Genomic DNA, 14,722 nt, shown 5'->3' with positions numbered 1-14,722 from the left:
TCATTACAATAAAATTTTTTTGACGAAAAGTAAGCCCATACTCGCTTCGCTGCGTTCAGGCGTTACTTTTCTAAAAATTTTATTTCCATTCGGGCAATTTACAAGGGGATTGCCCCGATATTTCACATTAATTTTAAATTTAAAGTGCGGTGCGATTTTTTAAAAGATTTTGAAAATATGATCGTACTTTATTATTACTTATTTTTACTTTTGGCTAATTGTGGTTTTTTTGTTGTTATAACGGGTTTCGCCGTTGGCGACTCCCTTTCTTTTGCGTTCCCAAAAGGAACGTAAGCAAAGAAAAGCGTCCCCGATCAAATTGCTCTTCCTCATTTCGACAGAATTTTCTTAACGAAAAGTAAGCCCATACTCGCTGCGCTGCGTTCAGGCGTTACTTTTCTAAAAATTTTATTTCCATTCGGGCAATTTACAAGGGGATTGATTATCCGATGGTTCACAATCTATTTTGCATTAAATTGTATTTAAAGTGCGGTGGAATTTTAAAAACTTTTTGAAAAAGTACCGCACTTTGTTATTACTTATTTTTACTTTTGGCTGATTGCGTTTTTCTTTGTAGTTATAACGGGTTTCGCCGTTGCCGACTTCCTTTCTTTTGCGTTCCCAAAAGAAAGGAAGCAAAGAAAAGAGAACCCCTACTAAATTGCTTTTCCTCATTCCAATAAAATTTTCTTTACGAAAAATCAGCCTGATGTTCGCTTCGCACTCGCTCGGCGTGATTTTTTTAAAAATTTTATTTCCATTCGGGAAATTTACAAGGGGATTGTCCCGATATTTCACGCTTAATTTTTAATTTAAAGTGCGGTGGGATTTTAAAAACTTTTTGAAAAAGTACCGCACTTTGTCGTTGCTTATTTTTACTTTTGGCTGATTGTGATTTTCTTTGTTGCTATAACGCGTTTCGCCGTTGGCGACTTCCTTTCTTTTGCGTTCCCAAAAGAAAGGAAGCAAAGAAAAGGGAACCCCTACTAAATTGCTTTTCCTCGTTCCAATAAAATTTTTTTGACGAAAAGTAAGCCCATACTCGCTTCGCTGCGTTCAGGCGTTACTTTTCTAAAAATTTTATTTCCATTCGGGCAATTTACAAGGGGATTGTCCCGATATTTCACATTAATTTTAAATTTAAAGTGCGGTGGGATTTTAAAAACTTTTTGAAAAAGTACCGCACTTTGTCGTTGCTTATTTTTACTTTTGGCTGATTGCATTTTTCTTTGTTGATATAACGGGTTTCGCTCGTTGAGCGACTTCCTTTCTTTTGCGTTCCCAAAAGAAAGGAAGCAAAGAAAAGGGAACCCCTACTAAATTGCTTTTCCTCGTTCCAATAAAATTTTTTTGACGAAAAGTAAGCCCATACTCGCTTCGCTGCGTTCAGGCGTTACTTTTCTAAAAATTTTATTTCCATTCGGGCAATTTACAAGGGGATTGATTGTCCGATAGTTCACATTCTATTTTGCGTTAAATTGTATTTAAAGTGCGGTGGAATTTTTTGGGAAAAACGACCTCACTTTATTCTGTAATCAATTTTCTTACTGGGGCAAAACTTCGGCGGTGTTGGGGTAAGGGGCCGTGTTCTGCCAGTTTTTCTAAATGTAATTTTGTTGGGTAGCCTTTGTGTTGGGCGAAGGCGTATTGGGGATAGCGTTTATCCAACTCTTCCATTTCTAAATCGCGGGCGACTTTGGCAAGAATGGAGGCGGCGCTGATTTCTGCCACAAGGCTGTCCCCTTTCACCACCGCTTGGGCGGGCATTGGCAATGGGGGAATTCGGTTGCCGTCCACTAGCACAAAGTGAGGGGTGATTTTAAGCTGATTGACTGCACGTTGCATCGCTAACATTGTGGCGTGCAAAATATTGAGTTCGTCAATTTCTTCAGGTTCAGCGCGCCCTAGAGCCCAAGCTTTGGCTTTTTGTTTAATTTCTTCGGCTAAGGCTAGGCGTTTTTTGTGCGAGAGTTTTTTACTGTCCGTTAAGCCTTCAATGGGATTATTAGGATCTAAAATCACCGCGGCGGTGAGCACTGCGCCCACTAAAGGCCCACGTCCCACTTCATCAACGCCTGCGATCAGTTCATAATCAGGATAGACAAATTCGCTCATTGTTTTTCCTCTTGCAATAATTCAATCACTGCTTCGGCGGCTTGTTTATCCGCATCGCATTGGATCATTTTATGCAGATCAATAAAGTGTTGCTCCAAATTGTGGCGATTTTGCACCGCACTTTCTTCTGTGGAAAAATAAGGGGCGAGCTTTTCTACCAATTTTTCTGCGGTGCAATCTTGCTGGATCATTTCTGGCACAAGCATTTCATTCGCCAGTAAATTCGGTAATGAAATATAAGGGGTTTTCACCAAGCGTTTGGCTAGGAAATAAGTGAACGGCTTCATTTTGTAGCCCACGACCGTTGGCGATTTACATAGCATACATTCTAATGCTGCCGTGCCTGAAGCAAGCAAGGTGGCTTGGGCGGCGATCATCGCTTGGCGAGCCTGCCCATCAAGCAAGATCATTGGTAAATCAGGGGCAACTTTTGCTTTAATGCGTTCAAATTGTTGGCGACGTTTTTCATTCACTAAGGGAACGAGGAATTGCACGTCTGGATATTGTTCTTTCAGCAATAAGGCGGTTTGCAAGAAAGGTTCAGCAAGGAATTCCACTTCTGAGCCACGGCTGCCAACCAGCATCGCTAAATAGCGTTGTTGTGGATCAATATTAAGCATTTGGCAAGCGGCAAGGCGATCAGGTTTTAACGGAATGGCGTCTGCCATTGTGTGTCCAATAAAACGACAAGGTACGTTGAAACGATCGTAAAAGACTTTTTCAAAGGGTAAAAATGCGAGAACAAGGTTGGTGGCGCGTGCAATTTTGTGAATGCGATTTTGTCGCCACGCCCACACTGATGGGCTGACGTAATGAATGGTTTTGATGCCTTGTTCTTTAAGTTTAAGTTCAATGTCAAGATTGAAATCGGGCGCATCGATGCCGATAAATACATCGGGCTTTTCTTGCAACATTTTGTCGATCACTTGGCGGCGAATTTTCAGCAAGCGTGGCAAATGTTTCACCACTTCTGCTAAGCCCATTACGGCAATTTCTTCCATATCCACCAAGGTTTCGCAACCTTCTGCCAACATTTGTTTACCAGCAATGCCGATAAAACGTGCGTTAGGATAACGGATTTTCAGGCTACGCATTAGCCCTCCTCCTAGAATATCGCCAGAAACTTCACCTGCGACAATACCGATGGTTGGAAATACTTTTGCTTGTTCCATGAATAAATTTCTCATAAAAAACAACCGCACTTTATATTGCGAGCGTTAAGCAATAAGCAAAGTGCGGTGAAAATTTTTAACTTTTTATACGCGGTTGTTCGTTAAATTAGCGAATAATGCCACGTTTTGAACGCTTGAAGAAATCAAGGAAAAAGCTAATCGCACTTTCCGTTTTCGCATAATGCTCAATTTCTGGCATCACTTCTTCTAAGGTTTTTCCGCTGCGATAAATCAATTTGTACACATTACGAATGGCGTGCAATGTTGGCTTATCAAAACCGCGACGTTTTAAGCCTTCAATGTTTACACCGAATGGTTGTGCGTGGTTGCCTTGCGCCATTACATAAGGCGGAACATCTTGGCTGACCATTGAACCACCGCCAAGCATAACGTGTGCGCCCACAATAACAAATTGGTGAATGGCCGACATTCCGCCCACAATCACGAAATCATCTAGCTCAACGTGTCCTGCCAGAGTAGCGTTATTGGCAAGAATACAGCGATTCTTGATTTTACAATCGTGCGCAATATGGGCATTGATCATAAATAAATTATCATCACCCACGCGCGTTACGCCACCACCTTGCACCGTGCCTCGGTGAATCGTTACACTTTCACGAATACGGTTACGGTTGCCGATAATGGTTTTCGTTGGCTCATTTTGGTATTTCAGATCTTGGTTTTTCTCACCAATACTAGCGAATTGGAAAATTTCATTGTCTTCGCCAATTTTGGTCACACCATTAACCACGATATGCGAGTGCAACACGGTGCCTTTGCCAATTTCTACATCAGCACCAATAATACAAAACGGGCCAATCACCACGTTTTCGCCAATTTTTGCCCCTTCTTCTACAATGGCTGTAGGGTGAATTTTTGCACTTGAATGGATCATATTGACCTCTTGTTTTTGTAATGAATGTTTATCTGCGCGCGCACATTAACTTTGCTTCACAAGCCACTTCACCATTCACGGTAGCAATGCCTGTGAATGCGGTAATACCACGGCGCTCTTTGATCACTTCGACATAAAGTTCCATTTGATCCCCTGGTAATACGGGACGTTTAAAACGCGCATCATCAATCCCTGCGAAATAGAACAATTCTCCGCCCTGTAATTCGTGAGTTTTAAACGCCAAAATCCCCATTGATTGTGCTAGCGCTTCTAAAATTAACACACCCGGTAAAATAGGTTCACCGGGGAAATGCCCAGTGAAACAAGGCTCATTAACGCTGATGTTTTTGATTGCTTTTAACCATTTCCCTTCTTCAAAATCAGTTACACGATCCACTAATAAAAAGGGATAGCGGTGCGGAAGTAAGGTCATAATTTCTTTTGCTTCAATGACTTTTGCGGTTTGTTCTGTTGTCACAATAGTACCTTTTTAATTTAAAAATAATAGAAAATAAAATTGCTGCAAATTATACGATATTTCATCGTTTAATACAAAACGCACCACATAAAGTGGCGCGTTTGAGAAAGGAATTAAGCATTATTGAGCTTTTTTTCTACCGCTTTTAGACGCTTGTTCATTTTGTCAATATCTAAAGTCAGGGCGGCGGTTTTGCGCCATTCTTTATTTGGCTGTAATGGAATACCGGAAGAATACACGCCCGGTTCAGTGATTGGTCGCATTACCATTCCCATTCCCGTAACCGTAACTTTGTCGGCGATTTCCATATGGCCATTGATCACGCTTGCGCCACCGATTAAGCAATAGCGCCCCACTTTTAGGCTACCTGCCATAATCACACCGCCAGCGACCGCTGTACCTGTACCGATATGCACGTTATGGGCAATTTGGCAAAGGTTGTCGATGATGACGTTATCTTCAATCACCGTTGCGTCTAACGCACCGCGGTCAATACAGGTGCAAGCCCCAATTTCAACGTGATTGCCGATAATCACTGTGCCTGTTTGTGGGATCTTGATCCAACGCCCTTTATCATTCGCATAGCCAAAGCCATCACTGCCGATGACAGCGCCAGATTGAATTAAGCAATGTTCGCCAATTTGCACTTGGTGATAAATGTTTACATTTGCCCAAAGCTGAGTATTGGCGCCAATTTTTGCGCCTTTACCGATGAAACAACCTGCGCCAATAATCACGTTATCACCAAGTTCCACATCATCTTCAATCACTGCATTTGCGCCGATAGACACATTTTCGCCTAATTTTGCAGTGGCAGAAATCACCGCACTTGGGGCAATGCCAGCAGCCGCTTTTGGCGTAGAATCCATATATTGAGCTAGCACGGCGTAAGCCACATAAGGATCTTTGACAATAAGCAAGTTGCTTTCAGGCGAACAAAATTCCACATCATTTTCGCTTACCACTAAAATCCCTGCTTGGGATTGTGCAAGTAAATCACGGAATTTAATGTTTGAAATAAAGGTGAGCTGGTTTGATTGTGCTTTGTCGAGCGGGGCGATACTATCAATAAGCACATTGGCGTTACCACGAATGGTAGCGCCAATTTGTTGTGCTAATTCTTCAAGAGAATAAGACTTTTGCATTATTTAGCCTGTGCTGGAGCCGCCGCAGGTACAGGAATTGCTTTAAGCACATCTTCAGTAATATTTTTGCCTTCTACTGCATAAATAGCCGCTTTTTCATCAAGTACAGCCGTAAATTTCTTATCTTTAGCCACTTTTGTTGTAGCTTGTTGAATTTCTGTTAATAATTTACGCTCAACTTCAATTTGACGTTTTTGTACATCTTGACGGAATTTAGCTAAATCTTTCTGATATTCTTGCGCCAATTTTTTATACTCTTCATCACGTTTTTGTAATAATTGTGAGATCTCATCTTGGCGTTTTTTGATATCAGCTTGACGCAATTTAGATGCCTCTTTTTCCAAAGCTTTCACTTTCCCATCAACTTCTTTTTCAAATCCTGTTTTCTTATCTTGCAAAGCTTTTTCCGCAGCCTGTAATTTTTCAGATGGTGCTTTAAATTCATCATCTAATTTTTTAATTTCAATCTGACGCGCAGGATGATTTGCAAATAAGTAATCTACATTAACAAAAGCGGTATTATCATCAGCCATCGCTACAGAACTGAATGCTAATGCCAAAGAAAGTGCGGTTAATTTCACTGCTTTTTTCATTTTTTAATTTCCTTTAAAAAGTTAATTATTAATCGTATTATGATAGATAAAACACTATCAGCTTTGAACTTCCACTTAGACTATAAAAAATCAAATGAGTTCCAATTAAAATGAACCACCAATACTAAATTGGAACTGTTCAATTTCATCACCTTCATATTTTTTAATTGGTTTTGCATAAGAGAATACTAAAGGACCAATCGGTGATTGCCACTGAAACGCAACGCCTGCAGACGAACGAATTCGACTTGGATCACTGAAATCAGGTAAATAAGGGAAGTCAGATTTACCTTCTTTTTTCCATTTAGTGTTCCACACACTTGCAGCGTCAACAAAAAGTGAGGTTCTGACACTACGTTGATTTTTATCTGCTACAAATGGTGTAGGAACAATAATTTCTACACTTGCAGTGGCCATAGCATTGCCACCAATGATATCATTACTTACTCCTGCTTGACAATAACCACCGTTACCGTTATTGCAAACATCTGCCCAATAAATAGCTTTTGCACCAATAGCTCCATTAGCAAAGCCACGCAAGCTCCCCATGCCCCCTGCACTATAATTTTGGTAGAACGGTAAACGCTTTCCACCAAAACCATTCGCATAAGCTGCAGAAGCTTTAGCAGAAATAACCCATTGATGATCTCGATCTAGTGGATAAAATCCTTGTACATCTGCAGATACTTTATAATATTTATTATCCGACCCAGGGATAGTAATTTTTCCACCAATAGAAGCTCTTGCACCAGATGTAGGGAAATACCCACGATTTAAGCTATTATAATTCCAGCCAAAAGAAAGATCGAAATCTTGAGACTTAAATGTCCAATCCTCAATATTCATTGACTCACGGTAAAGATCTCGATTATATTCAGGTCGCACATCTTTTAATTTATTATAAACATAACCTAACCCGATATAATATGAATTGTTTTCGTTTACTGGAAACCCAAGCGTTCCATTTACGCCGTAAGTCGTACGACTATAAGAAGCAGAAGTATTATTTTTTGAGTTATCATATTTTTCAAAAAATGCATTCCCCCCCAAACTTACGCCATCTTTAGTAAAATAAGGTTCCGTATAACCTAAATTAACACTGGTACCATAATCATTACGTGAGCCACCTAAACTGATAGAAGACCCCATTCCTAAGAAGTTATCTTGTTTCACACTAGCTTGATAGCTAAATCCACTTTCGGTGCCATAACCAACACCAAAGTTAATGCTACCAGTATTGCGTTCTTTTACCTTATAGATTACATCAATCTGGTCATTAATATTTGGGACTACCTCTGTACGAGATTCTACAGTTTCAAAAAATCCCGTTCTTTCCAATCGCACTTTGCCCAATTCAATTAATTGAGAAGAAAGCCATGCACCTTCTTGCTGACGCATTTCTTGACGTAGCGTACTATCAGCACTTACCGTGTTACCTTCAAAACGGATCTGACGAACATAATAACGATGCCCTACATCAACAACAAAAGTTAATTCAATTGCACGGCCCTCGTCATCAAATACAGGGGACACATTAACTTGTGGATTAGCATATCCTTGCTCACCTAATGTCGCCTTAATAGCATTTTCTACAGCATTTATATCGCTACGACGGAAAGATGAATTAATACGAATCAACCGCAGTAAAGGTGACAATTCTTTCTCCATTCCTGCTACATTACCTACTATACGTACACTCTTAACAATATATTCAGCACCTTCATTAAGAGAAATTGAAATATTTGCTTCTGTTTTTTCATTATTCAACTTGACATCCGTACCCGTAATTTGGAACTTAGCATATCCTCGTTCTAAATAAAAATCTCTTAACAATTCAAGATCTTTACCAAATTGTACGGAATCAAATTTATTACCAAAAAGTTTCCACCAAGCATCAGGTTGTAATTCCATTTGCTCTTGTAATTTACTTGAGCTAAAGGCATTGTTTCCTTCAAAGGTGATCCCTTTTAACAGTGCCACATCATTTTCTTTAATTTGGATTTTTACTTCCGCACGATTATTTGGCAATGGCGTAACAATCGTTTCCACTTTTGCGTTATAGCGACCTACACTGTGATAATGATCAAGTAAACTTTGACGGAAAGCCTCTAATTTATCAAAATTCAATACATCACCAACGGCAAAGCCATTAGAATCTAAATTATCTTTCAAGGCTTCATTTGGAATTGAACTATTACCGTCAAGAATCACATCGGCAATAATTGGGCGTTGTTGCACAGAAATAACTAGCGTATTTCCTTCTCGTGCGGCTTTAACCCCTTCATAACCTTGTAAGAACAAGGTTCTTACAACATTGGCAATATCTTTATCTGTTGCTCGTTGCCCAACTCGAACGGGTAAATTCGCAAGAATTTTGCCTTCCGTGCCAGCCTGAACGCCATCGACACGAATATCTTGCACAACAAAAGGGGCAGCCATCACCGTGGTTGAACCCAATAATAAACTTGCGATTAAAAGTTTTTTCATTGTTACTTTTATCCTTGTAAAAGAAAGAGTTATAAACGTAAGAAATCGTTAAACAAAGCAAATGCTGTTAAAGCTAATAAGCATATTGCACCAATTTTATAAGCGGTATCTTGCACCTTTTGCGAAAGCGGTTTGCCCTTTATCGCCTCAGCGGCAAGAAAAATTAAATGTCCGCCGTCTAACACAGGTAACGGGAACAAATTCATAATGCCTAAATTTACACTAATTAATGCCATAAAACTTAAATAATAAACAAAACCAATTCCCGAGGAAATCCCTGCGCCCTTGGCAATAGAAATCGGTCCACTTAGATTATTTAAAGAAAGATCACCGGTAAATAATTTACCAATTACTTTTACCGTCAGTAGCATTAAATCCTTGGTTTTTTCTACGCCTTTCTGTAAAGCCTCAAAAACACCATATTTTAATTCCGTGCGATATTTTTCATCAAGGGGCTGAACCGTTGGCGATACGCCAACAAACCATTTACCTTTTTCATTTAACACTGGCGTTAAGGTTTTATATAAGGTTTCCCCTGCTCGTTCAATTCTCAATGTAAAAGGCTGCCCTTTTTGCACATCTTGAATAAAATCTTGCCAATTCATTGGCTCGCCAGTATTGGTATAAAATTTATCCCCCACCTGCAAACCTGCTTTTTGTGCAGGGGAATTTTCCGCCACTTTAGACAAGGTCATTTCAACTTTAGTTCGCACTGGAATCATACCCAACGCGCCAAAAGCACTTTCTTTTTCAGGGTCGAATCGCCAATTGGCTAAATCTAAAGTTCGTTGCTGTTTTACATCTGAACCAAAAGGCGACAGGGTAATTTCTACATTTGGATTGCCCATTTTGGTGGCAAGCACCATATTGATGGTTTCCCAATCTGGTGTTGCTGTGCCATCAATGGCGATAATTTGTGAATCAGGTTGAATTTGCGCTTGTGCCGCAATGGACGCTGGTCGAACCTCTGCGATCACAGGTTTTACGCTAGGAATCCCAATGGAATACACCAGCCAATAAGCCAATATAGCAAAAATAAAATTCGCCATCGGGCCTGCTGCAATCACAAAAGCACGTTGTGCCACAGATTTATTATTAAAGGCTTGAGATTTCAACCCTTCTGGTACGGCTTCGTTACGCTCATCAAGCATTTTCACATAGCCGCCTAAGGGAATCAGTGAGATAGAAAACTCGGTGCCTTTTTTATCAAAGAACGACCACAGCACTTTGCCGAAACCGATAGAAAAACGTTCAACTTTTACACCGCACTTTCTGGCAGCCCAAAAATGTCCGTACTCGTGTACAAAAACCAGTACACAAATGGCAATCAAAAATGAACCTAGCGACCACAAAAAGGACATATCTGTTTTTTCCTACAACACATAAAAATAGAAATACGCAAAGAATGGCACGGCGGCGGTAAGACTATCGATTCGATCTAAAATCCCACCGTGTCCAGGGATCAAATTACTGCTGTCTTTAATCCCACTTTCGCGCTTAAACATACTTTCCGTTAAATCGCCCAGTACAGAAATTGCCACTGTAGCAACAGATAAAGTGATAAAAGGCGCAGTTGGTACATTGAATAAATCTTGTGGGGCGACTTGCATAAAAATCCCTGCTAGCACGCCAGCGGTAATCAGCCCACCGAACACACCTTGCCACGTTTTCCCTGGGGAAACTTTTGGCGCAAGTTTATGTTTTCCGAATTTGCGACCAGCAAAATAAGCGCCAGAATCCGCTGCCCATACCAAAATAAACACATAAAAGAGCAACATTAAGCCGTGATAAGGGTTGGCAACGTAACCATCTAAACGCAAGCGCAACACGGCTACAATAAAAGGCACAAGGGTTACAATGGCGAAAACGCCTTGCAAAATCACCGATTTTGCCCATAACTTGGCAGAATTTGGATAACTCACCACAAAGCCAAGTGCCACAATCCACCAAATCACTGCGCTTAATAAAATTGGCTCCGCATAATGTTCAAACACACGGCCTGCATTGAGATAATTGGCTTCGCTTAAAATCCATAAAAAAAGCACCGCACCCGCTAAACCTGCCACCACAATGCGCCAAAATTTATTTTTAACTTGCGCAAATTGTGTCCACTCCCAAATCCCTAAGCTCGCCACTGCGCCTAAGGCTAAGGCAAAATAAAAAGGCGAAAATAAAAATAGCGCTGCACAAACAATGGCAATTAAAATAATTGCGGAAATAACACGTTGTTTAAGCACAGTTTAGTCCTCTTGTTCTGCTCCACCAAAACGGCGATTTCGTTGTTGATAAGCCAAAATAGCTTGATTAAATTCTTGTTCGTTAAAATCTGGCCATAGCACATCAGAAAAATAAAATTCTGCATAGGCTATTTGCCAGAGTAAAAAATTACTGACTCGCTGTTCACCACTGGTGCGAATTAATAAATCCACCATTGGCTGATCTTGAGTAACCAAATGTTGTTGAAAACGTTCTGTTGTGATCTCATCAAGTGCTAACTTTTCCGCTTTAACAAGGCTTGCAAGCTGTTTTGCTGCCTGCACAATATCCCAGTCTCCACCATAATTAGCTGCAATGTTTAAAGTAAGTGCGGTGTTATTTTCGGTTAATTTTTCTGCTTTTTCGATTTTTTGTTGTAATTTTTCGCTAAAACGGGATGTATCCCCAATAATGTTTAGACGGATATTATTTTTATGCAATTTTTTCACTTCTAAATCCAGTGCTTGCATAAAAAGTGTCATTAATGCACTGACTTCTGTTTCAGGACGCGTCCAATTTTCACTGCTGAAGGCATAAAGCGTCAGCACCTTAACACCAATTTTTCGTGCATAGGAAACCGCTTGACGCACTGCCGCCACACCATTTTTATGCCCGAATATACGCATTTTTCCTTGCTGTTTTGCCCAGCGCCCATTGCCATCCATAATAATGGCAACGTGTTGGGGAATATTGTTTAAGTCAATCTCAGTCATTCATCAAGGATTTTCTAGTTACAAAATTAATGGCTGAATATATCATAATATGCTATTACTTACTATGAAAACGCACAGAATTATGTATAAAAATCAAGGCGAACTTTCGCTAGCCCTGATTTATTTGTAACGAAAACAAAATGTTATTTTGCTTGAATAATTTGCCACGCTAAAGCGCGTGCGTTTTTATCCACGTCTAACACATCATCAATAGATTGAATCTGTTGCGGGCTAATTTTTTCTACCACTTGCGTATTCACTTTAGCAATATCGGTAAATTTAATTTGACGATTTAAAAAGGCTTCAACGGAAATTTCATTCGCCGCATTCATTGCGGTTGTGGCATATTGCCCTGCGGCAAAGGCATCAATGGCCAATTTTAAACAAGGGTAACGCTGATAATCTGGCGCTAAAAAAGTCAGCCCATTGAGTTGATAAAAATCCAGTGGCGCAACACCTGCAAAGGTACGCTGTGGATAAGCCATTGTTTCCGCAATTGGCGTACGCATATCTGGATTGCCCATTTGCGCAATCACTGAGCCATCAATATAACGCACCATAGAATGAATGATAGACTGCGGATGAATGATCACTTCCATTTCATCTGCACTGGCATTGAATAACCAACGGGCTTCAATATATTCCAAGCCTTTATTCATCATTGTGGCGGAATCCACTGAGATTTTTTTGCCCATTGACCAATTGGGGTGAGCTACCGCCTGTTCTGGCGTGATCTGATCAAATTCTGAAAGATCCGTATAACGGAAAGGCCCGCCCGATCCCGTGAGTACAATTTTGCTGATGCCTAATTCTTGCAACGGACAAAAACCGATTTTTTCTTGCGCTTGCGGTGGCAAAGATTGGAAAATCGCATTATGTTCACTGTCCACAGGCAGTAACTGAGCGTGATTTTTCTTCACTTCATCAATAAAAAGCTGCCCGCAGGTAACCAAACTTTCTTTATTAGCCAACAACACTCGCTTGCCTGCTTGCACCGCTGAAAGGGTGGGTAACAAACCTGCTGCGCCAACAATGGCAGCCATCACTTGATCCGCTTCAGGGTGAGCCGCCAACTGGCAAATGGCTTTTTGTCCGCTTAGCACTTGGGTTCTTAGACCAAGTGCGGTCAATTTTTCTGTTAAATTTTTTGCTGCACTTTCGTCATCTAAGGCAGCAAAAGTCGGCTGAAATTTAACGCATTGCTCCACCATTAATTGCACGTTACGTCCGCCCACTAAGGCAAACGCTTGATATTTCTCAGGGTTGTGTTCTATCACAGAAAGGGTGCTAGTGCCGATGGAGCCTGTCGAACCAAGAATGACGAGTTTTTGTTGTTTTTGCATAAATTTTTGACCGCACTTTAAAAGGGTTAAGGTTGCTAAAATTGTCGTGAATATACTCAAAAGCCTGTAATTCAGCAAGAAAAAATAGGGCGAACCCTTGGCTCGCCCTTTATTTCCTTAAGAGGATTAGAAATCTAATAATTCTTTCTCTTTGTCCGCTAACACTTCGTCCACTTTTTTCACATAAAGATCAGTGATTTTTTGGATTTCGTCTTGTGCTTTGCGTTCTTCATCTTCGCTGATTTCTTTTTCTTTCAACAACGCTTTGATTTGATCATTGGCATCACGGCGTACATTACGCACTGCCACTTTGCCTTGCTCCGCTTCGCCTTTCACGATCTTGATAAGATCACGACGACGCTCTTCTGTTAATGGTGGAAGTGGTACACGAATGGTTGTGCCAGCTGATGATGGGTTTAAGCCTAAATCAGAGGTTAAAATCGCTTTTTCTACTGCTCCAATCAAACTACGATCAAACACGCTTACTGCTAAGGTACGCGCATCTTCCGCCACTACGTTGGCTAATTGACACAATGGGGTTAATGCGCCATAGTATTCCACTTGAATACCGTCCAGTAAGCTTGGCTGCGCACGCCCTGTTCTTACTTTGGCAATATGATGCTTGAATGTTTCAAGGCTTTTTTCCATACGCAACTGCGCATCTTGTTTAATTTCGTTAATCACAAATATTCCTTTTTATTTAAGTTTAATCAATTAGTTACAAATTAGCGTGCCTTCACGCTCACCTAAAACGACTTTGCGTAATGCGCCTGGTTTGCTCATATTGAACACACGAATTGGCATTCCGTGATCCCGTGCAAGGGTAAAGGCGGCCAAGTCCATTACTTGCAATTCTTTGTCTATCACATCGGCATAAGTGAGTTTTTCATACAATACTGCATCTGGATTTTTAGCAGGATCGCAATCATACACGCCGTCCACTTTCGTGGCTTTAAGCACAACATCGGCTTCAATTTCAATCCCACGCAAGCAAGCCGCTGAATCGGTGGTAAAGAATGGGCTACCTGTTCCCGCAGAGAAAATCACCACGCGCCCTTCACGCAACATTTTGATCGCTTCAGACCAGTTATAGGTATCGCAAATGCCGTTTAGCTGGAAGGCGGACATTAATTTTGCATTCACCTCTGCGCGGTGTAAGGCATCACGCATTGCTAAGCCGTTCATTACGGTGGCAAGCATACCCATATGATCGCCCACCACGCGGTTCATTCCCGCTTTAGCCAGTTTTGCGCCACGGAATAAATTTCCGCCACCTAACACAACCCCGACTTCTACGCCCATTTCTAGTAATTCTTTAATTTCGAGCGCCATTCTGTCTAAAATTGAAGGATCAATTCCAAAACCTTCATCACCTTGTAAAGCTTCACCACTCAATTTGAGCAGGATTCTTTTATATACGGGTTTGCTCATTTTTTCCTCACAAAAGTTGGATACAAAATTCTGCATATTATAGAGCAACATCTTTGCAGTGAAAATAGCTCAAGGCAAAAATCGCATAGAACCA

The 14,722-nt window shown here is 40.8% G+C and carries 14 protein-coding genes; all 14 read right to left on the bottom strand.

Annotation, left to right across the window (positions count from 1 at the left end):
• Window positions 1-986 precede the first annotated feature (986 nt).
• A complete protein-coding gene (locus ELZ61_RS04380) occupies window positions 987-1,223 on the bottom strand; it encodes a hypothetical protein (protein WP_126371732.1) in 237 nt (78 codons plus the stop codon).
• A gap of 301 nt (window positions 1,224-1,524) precedes the next feature.
• Complete coding sequence (gene rnhB, locus ELZ61_RS04375) at window positions 1,525-2,115, bottom strand: ribonuclease HII (RefSeq protein WP_126371730.1); 591 nt, start codon at window positions 2,113-2,115, stop codon at window positions 1,525-1,527.
• Window positions 2,112-3,302 carry a lipid-A-disaccharide synthase gene (gene lpxB / locus ELZ61_RS04370; RefSeq protein ID WP_241969734.1) on the bottom strand — a complete coding sequence of 397 codons (1,191 nt, stop codon included), beginning with the start codon at window positions 3,300-3,302 and terminating at the stop codon, window positions 2,112-2,114. The genes rnhB and lpxB overlap by 4 nt, the downstream gene beginning before the upstream one ends.
• 91 nt (window positions 3,303-3,393) lie before the next feature.
• Window positions 3,394-4,182 carry an acyl-ACP--UDP-N-acetylglucosamine O-acyltransferase gene (gene lpxA / locus ELZ61_RS04365; RefSeq protein WP_103853999.1) on the bottom strand — a complete coding sequence of 263 codons (789 nt, stop codon included), beginning with the start codon at window positions 4,180-4,182 and terminating at the stop codon, window positions 3,394-3,396.
• Between the two features lie 28 nt (window positions 4,183-4,210).
• Window positions 4,211-4,615, bottom strand: a complete 405-nt coding sequence (gene fabZ, locus ELZ61_RS04360) for a 3-hydroxyacyl-ACP dehydratase FabZ (RefSeq protein ID WP_069202131.1) — start codon at window positions 4,613-4,615, stop codon at window positions 4,211-4,213.
• 158 nt (window positions 4,616-4,773) lie between these two features.
• Window positions 4,774-5,805, bottom strand: coding sequence for a UDP-3-O-(3-hydroxymyristoyl)glucosamine N-acyltransferase (gene lpxD, locus ELZ61_RS04355; protein ID WP_126371729.1), 1,032 nt, complete (start codon window positions 5,803-5,805; stop codon window positions 4,774-4,776).
• Window positions 5,805-6,398: an OmpH/Skp family outer membrane protein gene (locus ELZ61_RS04350; RefSeq protein WP_126371727.1), complete on the bottom strand. Its 594-nt coding sequence runs from the start codon at window positions 6,396-6,398 to the stop codon at window positions 5,805-5,807. The genes lpxD and ELZ61_RS04350 overlap by 1 nt, the downstream gene beginning before the upstream one ends.
• A 105-nt stretch (window positions 6,399-6,503) precedes the next feature.
• Entirely contained in the window at window positions 6,504-8,885 is a 2,382-nt protein-coding gene (gene bamA, locus ELZ61_RS04345; protein ID WP_126371725.1) for an outer membrane protein assembly factor BamA, read from the bottom strand.
• A gap of 29 nt (window positions 8,886-8,914) precedes the next feature.
• A complete protein-coding gene (gene rseP / locus ELZ61_RS04340; protein WP_126371723.1) occupies window positions 8,915-10,246 on the bottom strand; it encodes a sigma E protease regulator RseP in 1,332 nt (443 codons plus the stop codon).
• A gap of 12 nt (window positions 10,247-10,258) precedes the next feature.
• Entirely contained in the window at window positions 10,259-11,122 is an 864-nt protein-coding gene (locus tag ELZ61_RS04335; RefSeq protein WP_126371721.1) for a phosphatidate cytidylyltransferase, read from the bottom strand.
• A gap of 3 nt (window positions 11,123-11,125) precedes the next feature.
• Window positions 11,126-11,854: a polyprenyl diphosphate synthase gene (gene uppS, locus ELZ61_RS04330; protein ID WP_126371719.1), complete on the bottom strand. Its 729-nt coding sequence runs from the start codon at window positions 11,852-11,854 to the stop codon at window positions 11,126-11,128.
• A gap of 143 nt (window positions 11,855-11,997) precedes the next feature.
• Window positions 11,998-13,197 (bottom strand): 1-deoxy-D-xylulose-5-phosphate reductoisomerase, encoded by a 1,200-nt coding sequence (ispC, locus tag ELZ61_RS04325; RefSeq protein WP_126371717.1) that lies wholly within the window; start codon window positions 13,195-13,197, stop codon window positions 11,998-12,000.
• Between the two features lie 126 nt (window positions 13,198-13,323).
• On the bottom strand, window positions 13,324-13,881 hold the full coding sequence (gene frr / locus ELZ61_RS04320; protein ID WP_126371715.1) for a ribosome recycling factor: 558 nt from the start codon (window positions 13,879-13,881) through the stop codon (window positions 13,324-13,326).
• 30 nt (window positions 13,882-13,911) lie between these two features.
• Window positions 13,912-14,628, bottom strand: a complete 717-nt coding sequence (gene pyrH, locus ELZ61_RS04315) for a UMP kinase (RefSeq protein WP_126371713.1) — start codon at window positions 14,626-14,628, stop codon at window positions 13,912-13,914.
• Between the last annotated feature and the right edge of the window lie 94 nt (window positions 14,629-14,722).

This window comes from Avibacterium volantium (assembly GCF_900635775.1).
Taxonomy (GTDB): Bacteria; Pseudomonadota; Gammaproteobacteria; order Enterobacterales; family Pasteurellaceae; genus Avibacterium; species Avibacterium volantium.
The sequence above is the reverse complement of the archived record's forward strand: the minus strand, read 5'-3'. Positions and strand labels throughout refer to the sequence as shown.

Bases quoted from the DNA above. Each gene is read 5' to 3' on its own strand.
- ELZ61_RS04380 (WP_126371732.1), bottom strand. From the start codon at position 1,223: ATGCAATCAGCCAAAAGTAAAAATAAGCAACGACAAAGTGCGGTACTT.
- rnhB (WP_126371730.1), bottom strand. From the start codon at position 2,115: ATGAGCGAATTTGTCTATCCTGATTATGAACTGATCGCAGGCGTTGAT.
- lpxB (WP_241969734.1), bottom strand. From the start codon at position 3,302: ATGAGAAATTTATTCATGGAACAAGCAAAAGTATTTCCAACCATCGGT.
- lpxA (WP_103853999.1), bottom strand. From the start codon at position 4,182: ATGATCCATTCAAGTGCAAAAATTCACCCTACAGCCATTGTAGAAGAA.
- fabZ (WP_069202131.1), bottom strand. From the start codon at position 4,615: ATGACCTTACTTCCGCACCGCTATCCCTTTTTATTAGTGGATCGTGTA.
- lpxD (WP_126371729.1), bottom strand. From the start codon at position 5,805: ATGCAAAAGTCTTATTCTCTTGAAGAATTAGCACAACAAATTGGCGCT.
- ELZ61_RS04350 (WP_126371727.1), bottom strand. From the start codon at position 6,398: ATGAAAAAAGCAGTGAAATTAACCGCACTTTCTTTGGCATTAGCATTC.
- bamA (WP_126371725.1), bottom strand. From the start codon at position 8,885: ATGAAAAAACTTTTAATCGCAAGTTTATTATTGGGTTCAACCACGGTG.
- rseP (WP_126371723.1), bottom strand. From the start codon at position 10,246: ATGTCCTTTTTGTGGTCGCTAGGTTCATTTTTGATTGCCATTTGTGTA.
- uppS (WP_126371719.1), bottom strand. From the start codon at position 11,854: ATGACTGAGATTGACTTAAACAATATTCCCCAACACGTTGCCATTATT.
- ispC (WP_126371717.1), bottom strand. From the start codon at position 13,197: ATGCAAAAACAACAAAAACTCGTCATTCTTGGTTCGACAGGCTCCATC.
- pyrH (WP_126371713.1), bottom strand. From the start codon at position 14,628: ATGAGCAAACCCGTATATAAAAGAATCCTGCTCAAATTGAGTGGTGAA.